General features: G+C 39.8%; 20 protein-coding genes and 1 riboswitch. Of the genes, 8 read left to right on the top strand and 12 right to left on the bottom strand.

Annotation, left to right across the window (positions count from 1 at the left end; all coding sequences use genetic code 11):
* Window positions 1-10: 10 nt before the first annotated feature.
* The 5 genes from AMD01_RS05410 (at window position 11) to AMD01_RS05390 (ending at window position 5,225) form a co-directional block, all read left to right on the top strand.
* Window positions 11-505 (top strand): GNAT family N-acetyltransferase, encoded by a 495-nt coding sequence (locus tag AMD01_RS05410; RefSeq protein WP_053400393.1) that lies wholly within the window; start codon window positions 11-13, stop codon window positions 503-505.
* 250 nt (window positions 506-755) lie between these two features.
* Window positions 756-844: riboswitch (SAM riboswitch) on the top strand.
* Between the two features lie 78 nt (window positions 845-922).
* Window positions 923-2,158 carry a carboxylate--amine ligase gene (locus AMD01_RS05405; RefSeq protein ID WP_053400392.1) on the top strand — a complete coding sequence of 412 codons (1,236 nt, stop codon included), beginning with the start codon at window positions 923-925 and terminating at the stop codon, window positions 2,156-2,158.
* Window positions 2,159-2,174: 16 nt separating this feature from the next.
* On the top strand, window positions 2,175-3,230 hold the full coding sequence (locus tag AMD01_RS05400) for an LLM class flavin-dependent oxidoreductase (RefSeq protein WP_053400391.1): 1,056 nt from the start codon (window positions 2,175-2,177) through the stop codon (window positions 3,228-3,230).
* A gap of 12 nt (window positions 3,231-3,242) precedes the next feature.
* Window positions 3,243-4,130, top strand: a complete 888-nt coding sequence (locus AMD01_RS05395; RefSeq protein WP_053400390.1) for a sulfite exporter TauE/SafE family protein — start codon at window positions 3,243-3,245, stop codon at window positions 4,128-4,130.
* Window positions 4,131-4,322: 192 nt separating this feature from the next.
* Window positions 4,323-5,225, top strand: coding sequence for a CPBP family intramembrane glutamic endopeptidase (locus AMD01_RS05390; RefSeq protein WP_053400389.1), 903 nt, complete (start codon window positions 4,323-4,325; stop codon window positions 5,223-5,225).
* Between the two features lie 43 nt (window positions 5,226-5,268).
* Here the strand turns inward: AMD01_RS05390 and AMD01_RS05385 are convergent, their stop codons facing one another.
* The 4 genes from AMD01_RS05385 to AMD01_RS05370 form a co-directional block, all read right to left on the bottom strand.
* Window positions 5,269-5,892, bottom strand: a complete 624-nt coding sequence (locus tag AMD01_RS05385) for a flavin reductase family protein (protein WP_053400388.1) — start codon at window positions 5,890-5,892, stop codon at window positions 5,269-5,271.
* A gap of 701 nt (window positions 5,893-6,593) precedes the next feature.
* Window positions 6,594-7,544, bottom strand: coding sequence for an LAGLIDADG family homing endonuclease (locus AMD01_RS05380; RefSeq protein WP_053400605.1), 951 nt, complete (start codon window positions 7,542-7,544; stop codon window positions 6,594-6,596).
* 661 nt (window positions 7,545-8,205) lie between these two features.
* Window positions 8,206-8,952 carry an alpha/beta hydrolase gene (locus AMD01_RS05375; RefSeq protein ID WP_053400387.1) on the bottom strand — a complete coding sequence of 249 codons (747 nt, stop codon included), beginning with the start codon at window positions 8,950-8,952 and terminating at the stop codon, window positions 8,206-8,208.
* Between the two features lie 101 nt (window positions 8,953-9,053).
* Window positions 9,054-10,253, bottom strand: coding sequence for an MFS transporter (locus AMD01_RS05370; protein WP_053400386.1), 1,200 nt, complete (start codon window positions 10,251-10,253; stop codon window positions 9,054-9,056).
* 170 nt (window positions 10,254-10,423) lie between these two features.
* On the opposite strand from AMD01_RS05370, the gene AMD01_RS05365 reads away from it, so the two are divergent.
* The gene (locus AMD01_RS05365; protein ID WP_245638892.1) at window positions 10,424-11,023 is read left to right on the top strand and encodes a spore coat protein; all 600 of its coding nucleotides are present in this window, start codon (window positions 10,424-10,426) and stop codon (window positions 11,021-11,023) included.
* Between the two features lie 20 nt (window positions 11,024-11,043).
* Here the strand turns inward: AMD01_RS05365 and AMD01_RS05360 are convergent, their stop codons facing one another.
* From AMD01_RS05360 to lacZ, 5 genes are all read right to left on the bottom strand, one after another.
* Window positions 11,044-11,520 (bottom strand): YbaK/EbsC family protein, encoded by a 477-nt coding sequence (locus AMD01_RS05360; protein ID WP_053400385.1) that lies wholly within the window; start codon window positions 11,518-11,520, stop codon window positions 11,044-11,046.
* 17 nt (window positions 11,521-11,537) lie between these two features.
* Window positions 11,538-12,134, bottom strand: a complete 597-nt coding sequence (locus AMD01_RS05355) for a kinase (RefSeq protein WP_053400384.1) — start codon at window positions 12,132-12,134, stop codon at window positions 11,538-11,540.
* A 1-nt stretch (window position 12,135) separates the two neighbouring features.
* Window positions 12,136-13,269 (bottom strand): N-methyl-L-tryptophan oxidase, encoded by a 1,134-nt coding sequence (gene solA, locus AMD01_RS05350; RefSeq protein ID WP_053400383.1) that lies wholly within the window; start codon window positions 13,267-13,269, stop codon window positions 12,136-12,138.
* A gap of 18 nt (window positions 13,270-13,287) precedes the next feature.
* Complete coding sequence (locus AMD01_RS05345; RefSeq protein ID WP_053400382.1) at window positions 13,288-14,349, bottom strand: PDDEXK family nuclease; 1,062 nt, start codon at window positions 14,347-14,349, stop codon at window positions 13,288-13,290.
* Window positions 14,350-14,468: 119 nt separating this feature from the next.
* On the bottom strand, window positions 14,469-17,534 hold the full coding sequence (gene lacZ, locus AMD01_RS05340; RefSeq protein WP_053400381.1) for a beta-galactosidase, LacZ type: 3,066 nt from the start codon (window positions 17,532-17,534) through the stop codon (window positions 14,469-14,471).
* A 122-nt stretch (window positions 17,535-17,656) separates the two neighbouring features.
* Between lacZ and AMD01_RS05335 the strand changes: the two genes are divergently transcribed.
* The gene (locus AMD01_RS05335) at window positions 17,657-18,481 is read left to right on the top strand and encodes an AraC family transcriptional regulator (RefSeq protein ID WP_053400380.1); all 825 of its coding nucleotides are present in this window, start codon (window positions 17,657-17,659) and stop codon (window positions 18,479-18,481) included.
* A gap of 28 nt (window positions 18,482-18,509) precedes the next feature.
* Here AMD01_RS05335 and AMD01_RS05330 read toward each other — a convergent pair whose 3' ends face one another.
* Both AMD01_RS05330 and AMD01_RS05325 read right to left on the bottom strand, forming a co-directional pair.
* A complete protein-coding gene (locus AMD01_RS05330; RefSeq protein WP_053400379.1) occupies window positions 18,510-18,992 on the bottom strand; it encodes a hypothetical protein in 483 nt (160 codons plus the stop codon).
* A gap of 135 nt (window positions 18,993-19,127) precedes the next feature.
* Window positions 19,128-19,946 carry a MerR family transcriptional regulator gene (locus AMD01_RS05325; protein ID WP_053400378.1) on the bottom strand — a complete coding sequence of 273 codons (819 nt, stop codon included), beginning with the start codon at window positions 19,944-19,946 and terminating at the stop codon, window positions 19,128-19,130.
* Between the two features lie 209 nt (window positions 19,947-20,155).
* On the opposite strand from AMD01_RS05325, the gene AMD01_RS05320 reads away from it, so the two are divergent.
* Window positions 20,156-20,689: a GNAT family N-acetyltransferase gene (locus AMD01_RS05320; protein WP_053400377.1), complete on the top strand. Its 534-nt coding sequence runs from the start codon at window positions 20,156-20,158 to the stop codon at window positions 20,687-20,689.
* 81 nt (window positions 20,690-20,770) lie between these two features.
* On the opposite strand, the gene trhO is transcribed toward AMD01_RS05320, so the two are convergent.
* Complete coding sequence (gene trhO / locus AMD01_RS05315) at window positions 20,771-21,724, bottom strand: oxygen-dependent tRNA uridine(34) hydroxylase TrhO (RefSeq protein WP_053400376.1); 954 nt, start codon at window positions 21,722-21,724, stop codon at window positions 20,771-20,773.
* Between the last annotated feature and the right edge of the window lie 98 nt (window positions 21,725-21,822).

Here is a 21,822-nt window from a genome sequence, read left to right as displayed (position 1 = left end):
AGAAACAGATATGACAACGATACGAAAAGCAGCTCAAGCGGATCTACCAATTTTAACGGATATTTATAATCAATCTGTGTTACATACAACCGCAACGTTTGACTTAACGCCTGTTACACCAAACGAACGTCAAGGGTGGTTTGATGCGCACGGTGGTCGCTATCCATTAATCGTCGCAGAAGAAAATGGTGTGGTAATGGGATATGCGTCATTATCTTCTTTTCGTGACAAAGAAGCGTATAACGGGACGGTCGAACTTTCCGTCTACATCGACGAAGCGCATCAAGGAAAAGGGTTAGGGAAGCTCCTGATGAGTGAAATTCTCCATCAAGCAAAAGAGCTTCATTATCATGTTGTAATTTCTGGCATTACAAAGGGAAATGATAAGAGCGTCCAGCTTCATGCTCGATTTGGCTTTGAGTTTTGCGGGGAATTTAAGCAGGTTGGGTATAAGTTTGATGAATGGCAAGATGTGTTGTTTTATCAACTCATTTTAAACGCATGATCAAAAAAGAAGGGCGATCGTTTCAGTCTGCCTTCTTTTTGATTTAAGCAATAAGCTCTCGAAAGAAACCTCTATTTAATAGGGGTTTCTTTCGTTATTTTAAGGTTAGGTAAAGCACCTTCATCGCTTAACGACTTCTTGTACTAGATAAATGACACCAGTTATAAATAATGTATTCTAAATTTTCTTGACAATTTATTTTAAATCCCTTAATATCACATTAATATACTTGGTATTATAACGCATATACTTCTTATCAAGAGAGGCAGAGGGAATGGCCCTATGAAGCCTCGGCAACGGATTCCAATGGAACACCGTGCTAATTCCATTAGATGAGAAGAGGGTATAACGACATTCATCCTCTTTTCTTTGAAAAGAGGATTTTTTATTTAGAGAGAGTTGAGAGGAGAAGATGTAATGAATAAAACGTTTCACGTAGCAGGACCTGAACTGTGGGAAGAGATCGAGCAGCTCCCGAATGATCAGCATCCTGCCATTGTATTTAATAGTCACATCACAGGACTTGCCGTCGCAAGAAACTTAGGGAAAGAGGGAATCCCCGTCATCGCCTTAGATCGAGACGGCCGCGCTTATGGATTGCAGTCCAAATATGCAAATATTGCGGCATACTGTCCCAATCCGTTAGTAGATGAAGACGGATTTATTCAGCTTTTAATCGATATTGGCAAACGATTGCCGAAAAAAGGCGTTTTATTTCCTTCTAATGATGAATGGGTGTTTGCGGTATTGCGAAATCAAAATCGACTGAATGCGTATTACTTTATTCCCTTTTCTGAACTTGAAACAGTCGAGCGTATTTTGAATAAACGAACACTTTACAAGGAATCCGAGCGCTTAGGAATACCGATTCCTAAAACGTGGTATCCAGAGGAAGACGAATTAACGCACGTTCCGTTTCCATGCATTGTAAAACCTGTTGAACAACGAAGTTTTTATGATGCATTTCAAGTAAAAGTGTTTGAAGTGCACTCTCAGGATGAGTTAACGGACGTATTGAAAAAAACAAACGGACATGAGGTTGTTATTCAAGAGGTAATCGGTGAGAGTTTATCAGACTTTTATTCTCTTTGTTCCTATGTAAGTCCAAAGGGAGAAGCAAAGGGTGTTTTTGTGGGACAAAAACTTGAGCAATATCCGTTGTCTTTTGGAACAGGCTGTTTAGTACGATCAGCTTACCGACAAGAAATTGTCGATGCAGGGATTCATATTTTACATACGCTCGGTTATCACGGCATTTCAGAAGCGGAGTTCATTTATGATAAACGAGATCAGACGTATAAGCTTTTGGATTTAAATACGCGTACATGGAAATGGATTGGGTTACCGGTGGCAGCAGGAATACCACTTCCATTGATTGCTTACCTAGAAGCTATCGGAAAAGAAGCGCCTACCTACGGCCGGCAAAAAGAGCCGTTAAAGTGGGTGTATTTCCATGATTATTATCGATTAAAACAAGAGGGAGGAAGTGGAGGCACGACAGGACACTTAACAGATGATGAATTGTCAACTATCGTTCGAGGACAGCTTCCAACGGAAACACTTGTCGATGCGGTGTTTGACCAAGATGATTCTAATCCAGGCGTACAATTAATTAAAAACGGCTACGGCGATCAATACGTGTGTCCGTGTTAATAAAGGGGAGATTGTGATGAGGTACGGATTTTGGTTACCGATTTTCGGTGGGTGGTTACGAAATGTAGAAGATGAGCATATGCCCGCAACGTTTGATTATGCAAAGGAAGTCATTCAAAAGGGCGAAGAATGGGGATTTGATACAACGTTAATTGCTGAATTAAATCTTAACGATATTAAAGGGCCAAAAGAAGACTCTTTAGAAGCTTGGTCAACTGCTGCGGCGCTTGCAGCGGTGACGAATAAAATCGAAATTATGACGGCAGTTCGCCCAGGGTTTCATTCGCCTGCTGTAACCGCAAAGATGGCAGCGAATATTGACCATATTTCAAATGGACGGTTCACATTAAACGTCGTATCTGCGTGGTGGGCAGAAGAAGCAAAGCAATATGGAGGTGTGTTCACCGAACATGATGAACGATACGAGCGCACGGAAGAATTTATTACGATTTTAAAAGGGCTGTGGGAGAACGAATCGTTTACGTACCACGGGAAATTTTATCAAATTGAGGATGCTAAGCTTGCTCCTAAACCTGTGCAGTCTCGACCAACCTTATATGCAGGGGGAGAAAGTCCACGAGGAAAAGAGACGATCACATCGTTTTGTGATGCCTATGTGATGCACGGTGGAACCGTTCAGGAAATCCGTCATAAAATAGGCGATATGAAGGAATTACGAGCGAAATATCATCCTCATGCACCGTTTTCAACATTTGGAATGGCAGCTTATGTCATTTGTCGAGATACAGAGGAAGAAGCGCAAGAAGAGCTTACGCGCATTACCACAACCAAACAAGGCGATGCGTACGCAGGGTACAAGGATTTTGTTTCGAAATCGCAGCTAGAACAGCAAATAAAATTATATGATTATTCGGTGTCTAATCGTGGATTACGACCTCATTTAATTGGAACACCGCAACAAATTGCACAGCAGATTTTAGCGTTTGAAGAAGCAGGACTTGATCTACTGTTATTGCAATGTTCTCCTCAGCTAGAAGAAATGGAGCGTTTTTCGACTCAAGTAATGCCGTTAGTCGAATCGTTACGTTCAAGTCAAAAAACTTACAGATAGAAGGAGAGGCATATGAAGAAACTGATTGTTTTTATTATTGTCGGATTTTTCGCTCAACTGATTGATGGCTCGCTTGGAATGGCTTACGGCGTGACATCCACGTCCTTGCTGTTAGCTTTTGGAATTGCACCAGCCATTGCATCTGCTTCTGTTCATTTAGCAGAAGTCGTTACAACGGCAGCTTCTGGCGTTTCGCATATCAAATTTGGAAACGTCGATAAAAACATTATTAAAAGCATGACGATTCCAGGAGCAATTGGCGCATTTATCGGCGCTTGTTTTTTAAGTAACATCTCAGGGGATATTGTAAAGCCGTATATTGCTATTTTCTTATTTTTACTAGGTATTTATATCATTTATCGATTCGTGTATAAAAAGGTATCTCAATCAGCACCAGCGAAACCTTTTACAAAAAAACGCCTTGTACCGCTTGCGTTAGTCGCAGGTTTTGCTGATGCAACAGGTGGAGGTGGCTGGGGACCAATTTCAACGCCGGTTCTTCTGGCACATAAAGGAACGGAAACAAGGAAAATTATTGGTTCTGTGGATACGACGGAGTTTGCCGTATCGCTAGCAGCAACGATCGGATTCTTTATTTCACTCGGATGGCAGGACGTTAACTGGTTTTGGGTCGGAACGCTAATGGCCGGAGGATTAGTAGCAGCACCGATTGCGGCATGGCTTGTTAAAATCATTCCGTCTCACTATTTAGGGATTTTAGTCGGTGGATGTATCTTATTAACGAATTCACGGACAGTCGTTCATTCAATTGGCTTTTCTTCAGCAGGCATTTATACGATCTATGCAGGCGTATTCGTATTTTGGTTCGTATCGTTGATTTATCTACTACAAAAGCGCAAACGCCACGTATTTCATGAAGTATCCAACAGCAATAGTTAAGAAAAAACTTGTAAGCTGTGCTCAGTTTACAAGTTTTTTTTATGATTTTGTGATGACTAACGTTTTTTATGAATTATTTCACTCGTTCTACAAACCTAATGGTTCTGATATAATGAATTGGGAATTGTTTCATTTTTTTCTATATTGATGGTGTTCTTTTATTTATTTCAAGTCTAAGAGGAGATTGATAATGTGAGAGGATATGAACGGGTAGAGGTAGGGAAAAATACGGGTGGACGATATACCGGTGCGTTTTTTGCTACGTTAGGAATTTTACTTGTTGGTGCGATTATTAGCGTCTTGGTGTTAATACTTATCGTGGTGTCAGATGGCAACAAAGATACTTACATTGATGCGTCTACATTTGAAATAGTAGGCCTGAGTCCAATCGCGACACTTGCGATTTCGCACATTTCGTACTTGTTTTGGTTATTAGGGATTTGGATCAGCGTTCGATTTATTCTAAAACGACCGTTCCGGACACTGATTACACCGCTTCAACAGATTAACTGGAAGCGCATCTGGTTCGGGTTCGGCATTTTTATTGTGCTGTATATACTTGTGTTGATTATTGATTTACTTGTTTTTGCTAGTTCGTATACGTGGAACGGCTTCAGTAGTCAATTTGGTTGGTTATTGCTGTTTGTGCTCGTTTTAACACCGATCCAAACAACGGTGGAAGAACTCTTTTTTAGAGGTTTCTTGCTTCAATGGTTTGCAAAAGGAATTAAAAACCACATTCTTTTAGCGCTCATTATAGGCTTCATTTTCGGTGCTCTTCATTTTACGAATCCAGAGATGACAAATTCAAAGCTATTTATGGGACTAGACTATGTAATGGTTGGGTTTATGCTGACGATTATTGCTCTTAAAACCAAAACCCTCGAGTTTTCGCTTGCGGCACATGCGGCGAATAATATGTTTATATTTCTTTGCATTCAAATGGAGAATTCAGTAGGTGGAGCTCTTCCGTCTTTATTTACAGTAGTGGGTCTGTCACCAAAGAGTGGTTTATTTCTTGATTTGTTGCTATTTGGTGCGTATTTGATCATTGCGATGAACTATATAAAAAAAGAAAAGGCGATACATTCATAAAAACAGCGCTAGGACCTAATGATCCTAGCGCTGTTTTTATTTATTAAGAAGGGCGTTCAATAGAAAAAATCTCTCCAAGCTTTGCATAATCCTGACCAGCAAGGCGACTGACAGGCTTTACTAAATCCGTACGAATATAGCCTTTTTCCTCATCATAAAGGGCATCATCGATATGATAAGCGACAATTCGCCCAATTAGCAGATCACATGCGGGCTGTTCTTCTGTACCACCAACTTCTAAATGATGCTCAAGCGTACATTCAAAGCGAATACGTGCTTCTTTAAGACTCGGTACTTTTACACGATCACTGGGAATCGTTGTAAGAGACGTATGAGACAGTTCACTTTCTTCTGGAGGAAGACTCGCAGCGGTTTGGTTCATATCTTCAACGATATATTCATCCCCAAGATGCACAACAAATTCACCTTGTTGAATCGCATTACGCGCCGTATCTTTCTTTTCGTTTGAATTGGGATGACGCTGTACAGCAACCGATACAAGGGGAGGATTCGCTGAAACGATATTAAAATAGCTAAACGGCGCAGCGTTAATTGTTTCGTTTTCTGTCAAAGTTGTTACAAATGCCACTGGGCGAGGAATAATCGTACCTGTTAAAATTTTATAGTTATCGCGTTCTGATAATGTAGTTGGATCAATGGCTACCATTTTGTTCATTCCTTTCATATTCGAATATGTAGGTTCTATTGTAACCAAGAGAAGGGAGGAAACAAAAAAAATGAACTTATGAATGTGCTTATTAATCAAAATAAACGAGTGTAATGATAAATTGTTCTTGTAAGCGCCAGTTTCGTTAGAAAAGGAGGAATAAGGAATAAACTATAGAAGATCTTGAAAGAACGCTTAAAAGGTATTGTGAGCGCCTTAAAGCGCATGTTGTAAAGGATATAATTTAATTTGTTCATTTAGAACATAAAATAACAAAGAGAGAAGGATTTATTGTTGAAATACACGCTTATAACGAATGTACGCATTTATAATGATTATTGTTGAAAGCGCATGACAAACATTAGATCATTTACAATTCAGCATTCAACGATCACATGATCCAATCAAGGCATCATATTTAGAATGAACGTGCTGAACAGATTGCTGCAATTGCTGATTGAAATTCATTAGATGATTTCATGATTACTAATTATAATCATGATTAAATTGATCATACAAAAATGATTGATTTATGTCTCTTCATTTTTCTTTCGTCTCATTATCTAAAGTATACTTATATTTTGAGACGAAAAATCTCATAATTATTTAGGTACTTATAATATATATTATGTAAACCTCTTAGAGAAAATTATAAGGAGAGATGAAAATACACTCTTCTCTCCTTATAATAATATAATCCTTTAAATAGATTTCTCTTGATCTAACTCAGCTACCTTGTCTTTAAAACAAGGATCTTTCCTCGTCCATACTTTTACTGTATTAGGTGTTACTCCAACACTTCTCGCACAATCTTCAAGGTCATAACTGGTTGCATAGCAAGCCAGGAATTTATTTTTACGATCTGCAACCGCGGCACGTGTTATCCGTTGTTTTTTATTTTGGAGTTGCTCTAAAGGTAGTGTTTCCCGTTCAAATTCATCGAACTTACGTGACAAATACAAAGTTTTATCTTTGTAAATCCAATTAGCAAACAATCTAATATTACGTCTACCAACAATGTAAAGCCTAAAATACCGTCCTTTATCAACAAAGTCAGGCTGAAACCCATGCGCTTCAAGTACAGCTTTTATCCCAAGCATAAAAGCTTCTGAGCCCCCAACAAAGCTGACAACATACTTTGGATACGTGACGTTGCCATCTCCGTCAAAATAACCGCGAATGAAATGAGATAGCAAGTGCGCTGGTACATAAGGAAGTGTAATCGTGGTTGATTTATTTGGTGTAATTCCGTGTAGCGTCATGAGATCTTCTTTCATCGTTTTGCTATGAATGTTTAAAAGGTATACGCCTGTGCGCTCATTTTGATGTAGAGGTTGATCTGACTGAAGTTCATCTCGAATATGCTCTAGAATACTGGGCTCTTTTTGCGAAAAGCTAATACACTGCAACGTTTTTGAAATGACGCCGTCCGCTGCAATAAACCCAAGGATGTACGCCATATTCGGTGACCACGTTTTAAAGTAATGCTCATTCACCGTATATTGGCGCTTCCAACTACCGCGAGGACGAAACGTTACATTCTCCTGATGAAGGATGTTTCGAACCTGACGAACTGATATACAAGCAAGGGCCGAAATATCAGTCGTACTCTTTCCGTCCTCGTACAACTTGACGATGTGTGATTTCTCCATTTTACGCTTTTTCAACGACTATCGCTTCCTTTCCTGATAAAATAGTGAGAATGCAGATGCATTTCTCAGTTCCATTATACGAACTTATGTTCTGTTTATAAAGAAATAAGTAGGATAATAATGGGTGAAAATCCAAGTTGATGATTTCAATCCCATATGTGGACTTTTTGGATTATTATTCATATGAAAATGTTGAAACCTCGGTAATTTCGCAATAAAATAAGTTTTGATGTATTTTAATTCGTATTTTAGATGAATTCTATATGAGGAAAATGCTTTTTAAACACTGTACTGTCAAGGTTTTACTTGTAGATATAGGGGAAATGGGTTATAATAAGCGTAATTTCAAACATAGGCTTCATACATAAAAAACAAAGGCCATTATAGGTCTATATTTTAGTGATTCTTTTTTTACTTTTGACTTTACACATTGTTTAAATAAACTCGAAATTCAATTGAACGAAGGAGCGGTTACGATGAATATTACTATTTACTACGGAAATAACGAAGATAAAACGATTCATACAATGGATTGCCGCATTGATATTGAAGAAGAAGAAGTAGCTGCGTTAACGGAAGCGCGCGGTGCTTAATTTTTGTATACAGTAAAAAAGCGCTTAGGACATCTTGTTCTAAGCGCTTTTTTTATATGCCCTCTCTCCTACTTCTCTAGCTGCGTCTGAAAGAATTTTAACGATTCTTCAATAATAAGATGCTGATCATGATCAAGTGTTGCGACGTGATAGCTGTTTGGCATGGAGATTACTTCTTTTTCTTGAGATGAAATATTCTCTAAGATGTATGTACTGTTTAATGGTGGCACAACATGATCTTCTTCTGACATAAAGATAAGCGCCGGACACGTCACTTTAGATAGATCATCTTTCACAAGTGCCATCAGCTTAATAATCTCTTTCATCGACTTAAGAGGTGTTTTATCATACGCTAGCTCCTCTACCCCTTCTTTTTTAATGTCTGAACCAATAGCATCAAAAAAGCGAGGCTCTTGTTGGTCTTTCGCACCTTCCATTGCCGGAATATCAATGGCTGCATTAATCGGGATAATTCCTTTAATTTCTGGATGCTTTTCAGCAAGATACAGAGTTAATGTGCCACCCATTGAAAGCCCTGTTACAAAAATCGTCTCACAGCGTTCTTTTAACCACGCAATTCCCTCTTCAACAGAGTCAATCCAATCCTGATACGTCGTTTGCTCCATATCCTCATAGTGCGTCCCGTGCCCTTTTAAACGAGGACCGTATACCGTATAACCTGCTGCGTGATAAGCATCACCTAGTGGTTTCATACTTTGTGTACTTCCTGTAAATCCATGCGAAACTAAAATACCTACGTTGTTTCCTTCATAAATAAATGGTTCTGCCCCTTCAAGTACATCATATTGTTTCATATAAATCCCTCCCTTGGCCTTTATTGTATCACTATTCAGAATTTCACTCCTACTAATACGAATCAAAAAAAGAGAGCGAATGTGCTCTCTTTTTTAAAAAACTATGCTTTTACTTTGTTGTCACGTGATAAGAAATAAATGTACAAAATGATGGATAACAAGACAGAGAACGAGGCGGTTACGTAAATACTGCCGTATCCTAACGTATGACCAATCTGTCCGAAAATCATGGCTCCTACACCGACACCTAAGTCAAAGAATGAGAAGAACGTTGCATTGGCCATTCCTTTTCGTCGATCAGGTGCTTTTTCAATGGACCATGCTTGCAGTGCTGGCTGAATGGAACCGAAACCTAATCCGTATAGTGCACCTGCTACAAATAACATCGTCATGCTTGGAAGCCACGCAAGTAACAGCATAGCCGCTAACACTAAAACAGCGCCTGGAATAAAGATTGCGCGGTGTCCTCTACGGTCGTATAATTTACCCGCGAACGTCCGTGTTAGCATTAAAGCTAATGCGTAGACAAGAAAGTACCACTGAATGCCGTCAATTCCCTTTTGTGCGGTATATAGCGGAAGAAAAGATGCAATTCCTCCAAACGTTACGGTAATAAAGAATAATAATAAAGACGGTGGTAACGCTGATTTCTCATAAAAGTCCCATTTGACCGTAACCACTTCTTCTTTTACCTTTTGTTCGACTTTTTTATAACGGATTTGAGACGATAAAAGAGCAGCCAGTAATCCAAGACCTGAGCAAATTAAAAAGAGTGTGGTAAAGGAAACGGTGCTTGAGAGCGCTAGACCCAGAGATGGTCCAAATGCAAGCGCAAGGTTTCCGGATAATCCGTAATACCCCATCCCTTCTCCTCGTCTACTCGCAGGAATTAAATCTGTCGCAATCGTACCAGAGGCAGTTGTTGATAACCCCCATCCTGCACCTTGAACAATTCGCATAATGAATAGAAATAAAATGCTTGCCGCAAATCCGTATGACCCAACAGAAAGGACGAAAATAATTAGTCCTGATAAGTACACAAATCGTCGGCCCTTCGATTCAAGCGCATGACCTGCAGATGGTCGAATTAACAGTGCAGAAAACGTAAAAATTCCGACGACAAACCCGATGAGCTGATCTGATCCATTCAAATGCTTTACTAAAAGCGGAATGGTTGGCAGCGTCATTTGAAATCCGAGAAAGATAAAAAAGTTTGCAATGCAAATCAAAATGAAATCACGCGTCCATATTCGTTCTTTTTGAATGGGCGCTACGGATTCCTTATGTAATGGTTGACCCATGTTTTTCCTCCTTTCTTCACTATTTTTCATTGTACACCTCATTTTTCCATTTATCTATCTTGATGCCTGAGTCATCTTTCCCTTAGTATGTGTCAGGTGAAAAAAAGCTAGCGAATAAAATTTATCCAAAACTGTATAATAAGCCGGACAAACAAAAGGAGGTTTTATCAGTGGAAAATCAATTCAATCAACATTCACAAGAAGATTCGATGTCGTTTCAACACGGTGGTCATGAGATGTTCGATGTCCAGGAAGTGTTATCAGGAGCCGTGAGCTTGCTGAATACATATAAAATGACGAAAGAAATGGTGCAAGACGTGGAATTAAAAGAGGTTATAGATCGCCAAGTGTCCTTTTTAACGCAAGAATACAATACGCTCTTAGAAGCTTTTCAAACAGGAAGTAAACCGACCGTATCGCTTAAAAGCTATATGATGAAAATGGATCACAGCTTTACGTATGGGTTAAAAGAAAGCGAGCCCGTTACTCCGATTACTGAAGTAACTGATATGAACGATCAGCACGTTTCAAGCTTGCTGTTAGGAATGATGAAGTCGTCCGCGTCTCTTCGTGCAATGACCGCGCTTGAAATGACGAATCCCGTTGTTCGTCGCGTTGTGGCCGATTCTGTTCCAAATGCAGTGGAAATGGCATATGAATTATCCCTTTATCAAAATCATCACGGCTATTATCAAGTTCCACAGCTACCAACGCAAGATATGCAGAAAATGATGAATGCGTACGGTCCTTCTTCTAACACCGTTCACTAATGAAAAAAGCGCTTGAATGCTCAAGCGCTTTTGCTATCTTTTCCGACATCGACCCATTCAAGGGGTCTTGCGTGCTCTTCTAATTCTTCAATCGTTAACTCAATGGCACTGTTTCGGCTTCCACATGCCGGAAAAACCGTTTGGAATCGTTTGAGAGATTCGTCTAAATAAACGGTTACCCCCTCGTTTACAGCAAATGGACAAACGCCTCCGATGACATGTCCAACAAGCGTTTCTACCTCATCTGCACTGAGCATTTTCGCCTTTTTCCCGAACTGATGGCGGTATTTTGAGTTATCAATTTTCACATCTCCCGCTGCGACGATTAAAATGACTCGTTCATCAACTTTAAACGATAGCGTTTTAGCGATTCGTTCTGGCTCACAGTTTAAGGCTTCTGCTGCTTGTTCAACGGTCGCACTTGATTGAGACGTTTCAATGATACGCTCCTCCATCCCGTAGTTTTTAAAATAGTCTTTTACTTTTTCTACTGACATTAATTCATTCCTCTCTTTCAATTATAGATCACGAGCCCTGCGTTTTCTAAAGGCTGTTCCTCTTTGAGATAATGTTCTTCTGCTTTCCAGTATCGATTTTCAAATTTGTGTACGAGTGTTTGTGTTTCGTTGCTCTCTCGACGAAAGCGCGTTTCTCTCGAGCAATCTATGTATACAATATAGTCCAAAAACGATCGCCACACAGAGCGCTGTAAAAATACGCCTTCAATGATGATGACACCTTTAGGTGGCAAGTGTACCGATCGCCATTCATGACGATCCTCTTTGTCTAAATAAAACGGAAGCGAAAGTATTGCTTCTTCTTGTAAGGGTTTAAAAAGATGTTCTTTTAATTGCTCCACATCCCACTGCAAATGATAATATTCCTCCCATTGATCCCTACCTGTATGATAGCGCTTGGATCGCTCGGTAATAAAATCATCAATATGTAAAATCGCGTACGAAATGCTTTCTCGTTGAAGCTCTTTTTCTAATTCCTTCGTGATCGTCGTTTTCCCAGAGCGACTTAACCCGTCAATGGCGACAATAAGTCGATTAGTTTCATGGTGCTGCCATTTCTTTCGTACTTCTTTGATCAGTGAATGAATCATCATGTTAGTCTCCTTTTATAAAACGTTTGAGTGAAAATGGTGAAATGTTTTGGTTCGTTTCACCATTTGTAATGAGCTCACTTAGCATGTGACCAACTGCGCTACTGAACTTAAATCCATGTCCTGAAAAACCTGCTGCAATCGCAACGTTTGAATAATTTGGGTGCACATCAATGATAAAGTCCTCATCAGGCGTCATCGTGTACATACATGTTTTTCCGTAGGTAAGAGTATGATCGGATGCTGTCATATAGGTTTCTAAAAAGGTTGAAACATCCTCTTGATCACCATCACCGAACGGTTTCATTGATTCACTCGGATGAACTGGTTCCCCGCCGTCATGTCTCCCAACCTTCAGCCCTGCACCATCAATACTTGGAAACCCATAATAAGTGCCGTTTGTCGTCACAAATGAAAAAGCAGGAAACGTAGTATCGTTATAGAGATTTTCATCTGTCTGAAACCATGAAAATGTTTTTCGGGTCGGCTGAAGAGGCAAATTGATTCCGATTGATGATAAAAGATCGGACGACCATGCTCCAACTGTGATTATGAGCGAGTTTGCATAATACGTGCTGTTTGGCGTTTTCACCATCACTTCGTTTTCACTGAGCTCAACCGAAGATACGCGCTGATTCATAGCAAGATGAGCCCCGTTTTCTACCGCTAATTTTTTATATGTAGAAATACATGTCTCGCATTTTAAAACGCCCGATGCTGGTTCAAAGCATCCGATATAATCATTGGGTATTTTGATGCCTTTCCACCGCTGAGAAACACCCTCAGAATTCAACACGTCGAGAGATAAATCATAACGGTTAGCACTAGATATGATATTTTGAATAAAATCTGAATGCTTCGGTCCGACATTTAACACCCCAGTTTGCAAAAATAAGGATTCACCGCTTTGCTTCTCAAGCTCCTCCCACAGCTCCTGTGCGTAAAGAGCAAGTTCTACATACTGTTCTCCTTCTCCGTAGGCGTGACGGATGATGCGCGTATCACCATGATGACTCCCATTACTGTGGGGAGGATCAAACGCATCTAGTAATAGCGTCTTCTGTCCACTTTTGGATAAAAAATAACCTGCTGCCATTCCCATGGAACCGGCTCCGATGACAATCGTGTCGTAGTGCATTGTGTTGCTCCTTCCGAATTAATAAGAATTGACTGGAAAGTACTTGGCGAGGTGATCAATTGTTGGCTTATGCTTTAATTTACACACAACATTTTGATTGGAAAATATCCCTGTAAATGTCACCGCACTGTCTCGATCGATCGAATGAAGCCATTTAACACCAACTGTCCAATCAGCTAATTCAGGATCATCTTGATTGTTCGAAATATTGGGTTGAACCAACCTATGGTCCAATAACTTGGTTTCATCAGGCAAAGTAAAATCTTTTACCATTCGAGCGGGTGAAATTACTTCTCCAAATCCTACATACCCCTTACCTTTTAAATAGGCCATTACTTTGTCTCCGACGTTAAGCTTTTGAATAGCATCTCTATATTTCTTTCCTTGACCTGCGCTCAAAAAGCCGTATGTTTTGCAATCTTCCCAGCTCCGATGTTCACCGTCTCCTACATTTACGTAATAAATTCCAGTCCAAGGAGATGCGCTTTTAGAAGGTTTTGTCCGCTCACTGACTTCTTCTGGATCCATTAACCAAGAACGTCCAAGGAATTCTTGATCCTTTTCTTTAAAGAAGTCAAAGAAGATACAATTTATGTTGATATTGTATTGAGATGATAAATATTGCACAATCCTTTCTGAAGAAGGATCCAATTCAGAAGCCACAATAATCATGCTGTGCTGGCGATTAATTTCTTGTGGAAGATCAACTCCGAACCGATTGAAAAAAGCATCGCTTAACTTTCTTTGTAAATAGTTTGTTGCAATGGCATCGACTTGTTCGTATGTCAAATCCTTAACCCAAGAAGCGTAGTCTAACGTTTGAGAAACAACGTCTCTTGGTGTTCGATCTCGTTTTAATTCCAAAATAACGAGATTACCTTCGTAATCCATTGCTAGTAAATCAATTCGTCCCCCATATAACGTTACTACCTGTTTACCAATCACTAATAAATCTAAGCCTGTAATACTGCTATCAGCAGCAATCCAGTTTTCTAAACGATCTTCACTATCTAATCTAGACTTCGGTAATTCTTTTAATGTGTTATCTTCTACTTTCCATACATTCATATTAAATGCCATTATAAGGTCTCCTCTTCAATATTCAAACTATTCTACCATTAAAATATTCTAGCATATTTTCCCTTTCCATATAAACAAAAAGAAGACCAAATCCGAATAGACCTGGTCTTCTCCTTTTATTAAATTCCTTTTAACACAAACTGATTCACATACACCTGACCAGAAGGAAGGGTGAATTCTGGGTGTGTTTTCGCTCCCCAGCTGTCATCTCCTCCTACTCCCATTTGCTTGTAGTTCACGCGAACCACTACTTTATCACTTGTTGGAAGTTTGTAGTGGTGATCATGTGCTTCAAGTTCAAGTGGTGTGTACGGAAGCGCATTTGCCTCGACTAACGGTAGGCCACTAATTTTTAGCCCGATTCCTTCCTTATTCGTCACGGTCATCCAGCGTACATCTGTTTTATTTCCGCTTTCCTGTGGACGTAAGTAAGGCGTTAACTGCTCAGAAACAATTCCTTCATAGATGCCAATTTTCGCCCCTTTGTTACGGTCCCAGTGGTTTTCATGCGGGCCTTTTCCGTACCAAGAAAGCTGATCAAACTCTTTGTTCATTGCAAACAGCATACCGACTTCAGGAAGTTCAGGTAACCCTGCTTGTGCATCAACCGTTTGGGTGACGGTTACTTCTCCTGTAGGATCAAACGCATAGGTAACGCGGCAAAAGCTTGGAAGGCCCGTTGCTAAGGTAAACATCGTATGAACGATTACTTTTTGCTTTGAGTGCTCCACAGATAGCTGTGTGAGTGTCGCTTTTACATCACGCCAAACGCCCGCTCGTTCGTCTAATTTATTCCCGCGGTCATTGTCAGTTAGCGCACGCCAGAAGTTTGGACGAAGACCTTTTGTTAAGCGCTCTACGCCTTCTACTTTATAAGAATGCAGCATGCCTGTTTGCTTGCTAACTTTTGCTGTAAAAGAAGGACCTTCAATAGTCCAATCCATATCAGTTTCGGAGGCGTTCATTTCTCCTTCTTCTATAAACGAATCTGCTGCAACCTTCGTAACGACAAACTGATTAAAGGAAACTTCATGCCCTCGTTGCGCCCAAGACGTGTCTTCTTTTAAGTGAGCGCTCACTGTTAAAACGTATTCGCCTCTCTCTGAAGGAACGGTATACGGAATGTGAGCTTCTCCTGTTTGAGTCGGTTTTACATCAATCGATAAAACGTCCTCTTGAACGGTCTTGCCATCTTTCATCAGTGTCCATTTCATCTCGTAATCTTTTACGTTCGTAAATAAGTACTGATTTTCGACTTGAAAACGTTGACTCTCTAGGTCAACTAACGACCATTTGATGGATTGATGACAAGCTTTTACTTCGTGAAGCTTCGGACTGACCTTGCCATCTGCAAAAATTAACCCATTTCCACAGAACGTTCCGTCATTTGGTGTATCTCCGAAGTCACCGCCGTATGCTAAGTACGTTTTACCATCATCAGTTGTTGTTTCAAGCGCCTGATCACGCCAATCCCAAATAAATCCGCCTTGTAAAATCGGATAGCGGTCAAATAACTCCCAGTATTTAAAGAGATTTCCGCAAGAGTTCCCCATCGCATGGCTATATTCACATAAAATATACGGTTTCTTGCCGTTCCACATCGCGTACTTTTCTAAGTCTTCGATCTTGTTGTACATCGTACTTTCAATATCTGATACGTGTTCATACTCCCGGTGATGGAAAATCCCTTCATAATGAACAATTCGTGTTGGATCTTTTTCTTTTAAGAAGTTGTACATATGAACAAAATTCTCTCCGCCAAATGATTCATTTCCAAGTGACCATATTAAAATCGATGGATGATTTTTATCACGCTCATACATCGTACGACAGCGATCAACAACGTTTTCACGCCATTCCGGTTTGCTTCCTGGAACCGCTTCTCCTTCGCCTACTTGGCCATACGACCAGCTGCCGTGTGTTTCTAAGTTTGTTTCGTCAATGACGTACAATCCATATTCATCACAAAGCTCATACCACACGACATCATTTGGATAATGAGAGGTACGAACCGCATTAATGTTGTATTGCTTCATGAGCAGGATATCTTGCAGCATATCGTCACGTGAAATGGCTGCGCGTCCTTTTTTTGAGGTGAATTCGTGACGATTCACGCCGCGGAAGACGATTCGCTCCCCGTTAATTTTCATTAAGCCGTCTTCAATTCCAAACGTACGGAACCCGACCTTACAGCTCTGTGCTTCAAGAACTTGCTCATCGTCCCAGAGGCTCACAACAAGTGTATAAAGAGATGGTGACTCAGCGCTCCAAGGATGTGGCTTTTCAACTGATGCTTCAAGGTGAATCATACCTTCACTCGTAAACGAGTTTTGAAGCGATGTATCCAAGACGCTCTTGCCTTGTGCGTCATATAACTGCGCTTCTACGCGTAGCGGTTGTCCTTCGTAACGACTAGATGTAACTACGTCCGCCTTGACTGATAAAGAACCATTTTTTGTTTTCACATCGTATGGACTGCGAACCTCAAGGTCATATACATGAACGTTTGGCGTTGAGTACAAATACACGTCGCGGAAAATTCCGCTCATGCGCCAAAAATCCTGATCCTCAAGCCAGCTTGCATCACTCCAACGATAGACTTCTACTGCAAGCGTATTTTCCCCCTCTTTTACATAAGGTGTTAAATCAAATTCAGCTGGTGTAAAGCTGTCCTCACTGTACCCAACAAGTTCGCCATTTACCCATATGTAAAAAGCAGATTCAACGCCTTGGAAGCTAATGTATACAGGCTGATCTTCCCAACGCTCTGGAACCGTAAATGTTCGTACATATTGACCAACAGGATTGTACTTTGTCGGTGCAAAAGGAGGTTTTAAATCTTCCTTGCTAACCCAAGGGTATGTCACGTTTGTATATTGAGGATAATCGTACCCTTCTAACTGCCAGTGGGCAGGAACCTTCATGTCAGACCAACTGCTCACATCATAATCGGTCTTATAAAAACCCTGTACTCGTGCATCAGGATTTTCAGAGAAATGAAACTTCCATGAACCATTTAATGACTCATAAAAAGAAGAGTTTTTTCGATCGAGCGTTAACGCTTCTTCAATGGTTAAAAAAGGCATTAACGTTGCGTGCGCTTTCATTCTATTTAATTGAAAAATTTCAGGGTTATTGTTCCACTCCGGATATCCATTTGCAGGTGGTGTATATTGAAATGTCATAGTAATCTCTCGCTTTCTTAGAAAATATCTTTATATGAACATCGTAAACCCTTTCATTTTCCTTATCAATCCAATCATTTTCATGTTACTATAACAATATTCACATTACTTGAGGTGACAACATGAATAAAATGAGCTTTCCTGCTTTAATAAATAACGTAACGTCTCTTCCTCTTTACGTATCAAGCGTTGGGCATTGGGATCATCAGACGGAAATTACGCGCGGTAATGAGTTTATGGACTATCAATGGATTCAATGCGTAAAGGGATCGGGGATTGTAGAAGTGGATGGAAAAGTGCTTCGCATTGACGAAAATGAAGGATTTTTGCTATTACCCGAAGTTCCCCACGCCTATTACCCACTGACGGATGGATGGGAAGTGTGGTGGCTGTCGTTTGCTGGACAAACAGCTGGTGAAATGATGGGACATTTTAAGCTAGGTCAATCCATGAAAATTACGCTGACCGACCCTCAGCGCCTAATTGAAAAAATGGAGATTATGCTAACGGAGTTAGAGACCCATCACCGATTAGATCAGCGCGTCAGTTCAGAAATGCTTTATGGACTACTCGTGCATTTGCATATGGATTACACGCAGCCTTCATACAAACGAAATCCCTACCTTGAACAATTGCAGCCGGTTATTACCTATATAAACGACCGCTATTACGAGCCGGTGAGCCTGCAAGATCTTGCCACAGTGTTAGGCGTGACGGTTCAGCATACGTGTCTGCTTTTCCAAAAAGGGCTGCATGTTCGTCCGTTTGAATACATTGCGCGTGTACGAATTCAAAAAGCAAAAGAAAAGCTGATTCAAGACCCTACGCTATCGGTCCAAGAAGTTGGACAGCAAATCGGGTATGAATCACCTAGTCATTTTGGTAAAGTTTTTAAACAGCACGAGCACATGACGCCTGCTACGTTTCGGAAACTGTACCGATCATAAAAAAGCTTCCGCTGTACATAGCGGAAGCTCACCATCTTTTCTGAATAAAGCGATAATGAATTGGCAGCACAAAGAGAAACACGATCAGATAAATAGGAATCGATATCCAAAAGCCCCATCCGTGTAGGTTTTCGTATCCTACTTGAATGAGAATCCACTCAATCAGCGTAGAGAAAAGTGCAAATAAACTACCAATAATCCACCGATTGGTTGTATGAAAATAATTAAAATGGATGACTGCAAGCGACGATGGGATCAGGCTATAGCTTAAAAACTCCCCAATCCCCGTAATGCTTGGGTTTCCGTAATCCACAAGATCAAGCATTTTTCCAATAATCGAATCGGCAATCCAAGCGCCATACCCGACAACTCCAAACGTAATATAAAACTCTCTCCAGGTCATAATGCGCTTTGGCATAAAAAGCGCGTAGAAAAACAAAAGAAGAGATAGGAGAATTGCAGCCCATGTTCCGTCAGAATGCAGGTCTAGATTTTTTATGATAGTTCCCAACCCTCTTCACCTCATTTTGATTGTAAACTATTCATCATCTTAACCAATTCTTGCATTTTTAGACGAGATCAAAAAAGAACAACACAGAAACATAATTTTAAAAATCACAAGTTTAGACAGTAGTGTGAAATGTAATCAGCTCTTAACGTGAAGTTGAATCCTTGTAATTGAATTTTCTATTCCGTCTGCCATTGCTTCCTCTATTATGTATTCCTCATATGCATATTCTCCTATCTTTAGGCCGTTATCGGTAATGAATTGAATAATGCGAGTATAAGCATTTTCCGTTTCGTCGCCTTTTTGATACCCAACAGCATATAGTCCACGTGGACGTATGTGATAGTTTACATGTTTTGAACTTTGTTTCGTTTTTATATACAAATACTTGTAGTTATAAAACTCTTTTTTTTGAATTTGCTCTTTTGCAAGCAATGCTCCAATGGGATGACCTTGATCTAATTTATGTAGGTGAAGGTAGTTAATAAGGTCTGGAATAACCGTGGTATACTTTTGTTCGGCCTCATCTAGTATATTTTCACTAATCATGAACTTTTCTTCCTCTAAATTTTGCAATGAAACTGAGGAGAAATCTGATTCTGCAGCTTGTTCTGCTAACGCTAAGCGCGTGTGAATAACGGATTGCAAGCGAGAAAGCTTTTTAATTTTATCTTCGATTTCCATTGCTTTTTCTTTTAAAACTATCATTGTAGCTCTTGGGTCTTTATTAGTTAGGAGAGTTTTGATCTCTTTTAAAGAAACACCAAATTCTTTAAATAGAGCGATTACTTGAAAGACTTCAAATTGATGATATGAATAATATCTATATCCATTGTCTTTCTTGATTGCAGGAGAAAGTAGCCCGATTTCGTCATAATGAAATAGCGTTTGTTTTTTGACGCCACATAGATTCGCAAATTCTCCCGTTGTAAAATATTTTTCTAACTCTTTGCCCATAAAATCCTCCTTGACTATACGGTAACCATATACTTTATGATGCTCATTGTACTAGAAAGTAGCCATAAACAGCAATTGACTACTAGATGTTAAGTAACAGCTAAAAATAGTTGTTTTCTGTTGTTCGATAAACGTGTTAAGGAAATCATAGATATGGCTAAGTGGATTGCTAAAGATCATAAATGAGAGAAAGAATGAGGAGATCAATAATGAGAAAAATTGAAACTAATCGATTACTACTAAGGAATTTTCACAAAGCAGATTCTGACTACCTTCTGGAATATTTAGCTAATCCAAGGGTGAATTGTTTTCTCGAAGAAAGAATTTGCACGTTAGAGGACGCTATTAACACAATCGAGAAAAGAAAAAAAGATGACTCTTTTATTGCAGTATGCTTAAAGGAAGATAATTCTCTCATTGGAGAACTGTTTTATTTGAAAGAAGATCCTGATACGTATTCTGTGGGTTGGAATTTCAATGCTAAGTACGAAGGACATGGATATGCAAATGAAAGTGTGAAAGCCTTCTTTACGTATCTTTTTACAGATTTAGGTGCAAGAAGGCTCTATGCATACGTAGAGGATACTAACTACAGATCCCAAAAACTATGTGAGAGATTGGGGATGCGCCAAGAAGGATATTTTATTGAGTTTATTTCATTTACTGAACACGAGGACGGAACACCTAAATATGAGAATACGTTTCAATATGCTCTGTTAAGCAAAGAGTGGTTAAAAACCTAGTTCGTAAGTGCAAAGCTTTTTATAAAAACAAAACAAGACTTTCTCATTGAAAGAAAGTCCTGTTTTGTTAACCTTTTAAAATTAAATGCGGCTTAAACGCTCAGCCACTTCTTCTTCTGTTAAATTATGCTCTTTTACATAACGGTTTCTTGGGTGTACGCGGCATTCATGTGTGCATCCACGTAAATGTTTGTGCTCGTTCTCTTCTGACGTAATGATTTTTTTATTACATTCAGGGTTTGCACAGTTTACGTAGCGTTCACAAGGCTCACCAGTAAAGTAATCTTTCCCAACAACCACATGCTCTTTACGGTTTACGTCTACGCTAATACGCTCATCGAACACGTAGCATTTTCCGTCCCATAGCTCACCTTGAACTTCTGGGTCTTTTCCATATGTGACAATTCCGCCGTGAAGCTGGTTTACATCTTCAAAGCCTTCACGTTTTAACCATCCTGAGAATTTCTCACAGCGAATTCCGCCTGTGCAGTAGGTTAGAATCTTTTTACCATCTAACATTTCTTTATTTTCACGAATCCAGTCTGGAAGCTCGCGGAATGTTTCGATATCGGGCTTAATCGCGCCTCTGAAATGACCTAGATCATACTCATAGTCATTACGAGCATCGATTACGACCGTATTATCATCTTGCATCGCTTCATAGAATTCTGCTGGTTTTAAATGTTTACCTGTAATTTCATTCGGGTTAATATCGTCTTCTAAACGAAGCGTTACTAACTCGTCGCGTGCGCGAACGTGCATTTTTTTGAAGGCATGACCATCTGCTTCGTCCACTTTGAACGCCATTTGAGCGAAGGCAGGATCTTCGTTCATCACTCGCATATATTCGTCTGTTTGCTCTACTGGTCCAGAAACGGTACCGTTAATCCCCTCAGCTGCAACGAGGATACGACCTTTAAGTCCAAGCTCTTTACAAAACGCTAAATGTTTTGCTGCAAACTCCTCTGGATTTTCAATAGGAACATACATGTAATAAAGTAATACTCGATAAGGTTTTACATCGACTGCTGTCATTTCTTTTACCACCTAACTAGTTTTTATATTTGCAAGATATAAACGCATGTAGGAAGTCCTATCATTTCTGATAAACTAACAATACTTCTAAACTTGCA

It is taken from the genome of Priestia koreensis (genome assembly GCF_001274935.1).
In the GTDB taxonomy this organism is placed as follows: domain Bacteria; phylum Bacillota; class Bacilli; order Bacillales; family Bacillaceae_H; genus Bacillus_AG; species Bacillus_AG koreensis.
The sequence above is the reverse complement of the archived record's forward strand: the minus strand, read 5'-3'. Positions and strand labels throughout refer to the sequence as shown.

Excerpts from the sequence above, each read along its gene's own strand:
- AMD01_RS05320 (WP_053400377.1), top strand. The coding sequence starts at position 20,156 with ATGAGAAAAATTGAAACTAATCGATTACTACTAAGGAATTTTCACAAA.
- AMD01_RS05370 (WP_053400386.1), bottom strand. The coding sequence starts at position 10,253 with ATGGGTCAACCATTACATAAGGAATCCGTAGCGCCCATTCAAAAAGAA.
- AMD01_RS05380 (WP_053400605.1), bottom strand. The coding sequence starts at position 7,544 with ATGGAGAAATCACACATCGTCAAGTTGTACGAGGACGGAAAGAGTACG.
- lacZ (WP_053400381.1), bottom strand. The coding sequence starts at position 17,534 with ATGACATTTCAATATACACCACCTGCAAATGGATATCCGGAGTGGAAC.
- AMD01_RS05345 (WP_053400382.1), bottom strand. The coding sequence starts at position 14,349 with ATGGCATTTAATATGAATGTATGGAAAGTAGAAGATAACACATTAAAA.
- AMD01_RS05375 (WP_053400387.1), bottom strand. The coding sequence starts at position 8,952 with ATGAAACAATATGATGTACTTGAAGGGGCAGAACCATTTATTTATGAA.
- trhO (WP_053400376.1), bottom strand. The coding sequence starts at position 21,724 with ATGACAGCAGTCGATGTAAAACCTTATCGAGTATTACTTTATTACATG.
- AMD01_RS05355 (WP_053400384.1), bottom strand. The coding sequence starts at position 12,134 with ATGATGATTCATTCACTGATCAAAGAAGTACGAAAGAAATGGCAGCAC.
- AMD01_RS05400 (WP_053400391.1), top strand. The coding sequence starts at position 2,175 with ATGAGGTACGGATTTTGGTTACCGATTTTCGGTGGGTGGTTACGAAAT.
- AMD01_RS05335 (WP_053400380.1), top strand. The coding sequence starts at position 17,657 with ATGAATAAAATGAGCTTTCCTGCTTTAATAAATAACGTAACGTCTCTT.
- solA (WP_053400383.1), bottom strand. The coding sequence starts at position 13,269 with ATGCACTACGACACGATTGTCATCGGAGCCGGTTCCATGGGAATGGCA.
- AMD01_RS05410 (WP_053400393.1), top strand. The coding sequence starts at position 11 with ATGACAACGATACGAAAAGCAGCTCAAGCGGATCTACCAATTTTAACG.
- AMD01_RS05385 (WP_053400388.1), bottom strand. The coding sequence starts at position 5,892 with ATGGTAGCCATTGATCCAACTACATTATCAGAACGCGATAACTATAAA.
- AMD01_RS05360 (WP_053400385.1), bottom strand. The coding sequence starts at position 11,520 with ATGTCAGTAGAAAAAGTAAAAGACTATTTTAAAAACTACGGGATGGAG.
- AMD01_RS05405 (WP_053400392.1), top strand. The coding sequence starts at position 923 with ATGAATAAAACGTTTCACGTAGCAGGACCTGAACTGTGGGAAGAGATC.
- AMD01_RS05395 (WP_053400390.1), top strand. The coding sequence starts at position 3,243 with ATGAAGAAACTGATTGTTTTTATTATTGTCGGATTTTTCGCTCAACTG.
- AMD01_RS05325 (WP_053400378.1), bottom strand. The coding sequence starts at position 19,946 with ATGGGCAAAGAGTTAGAAAAATATTTTACAACGGGAGAATTTGCGAAT.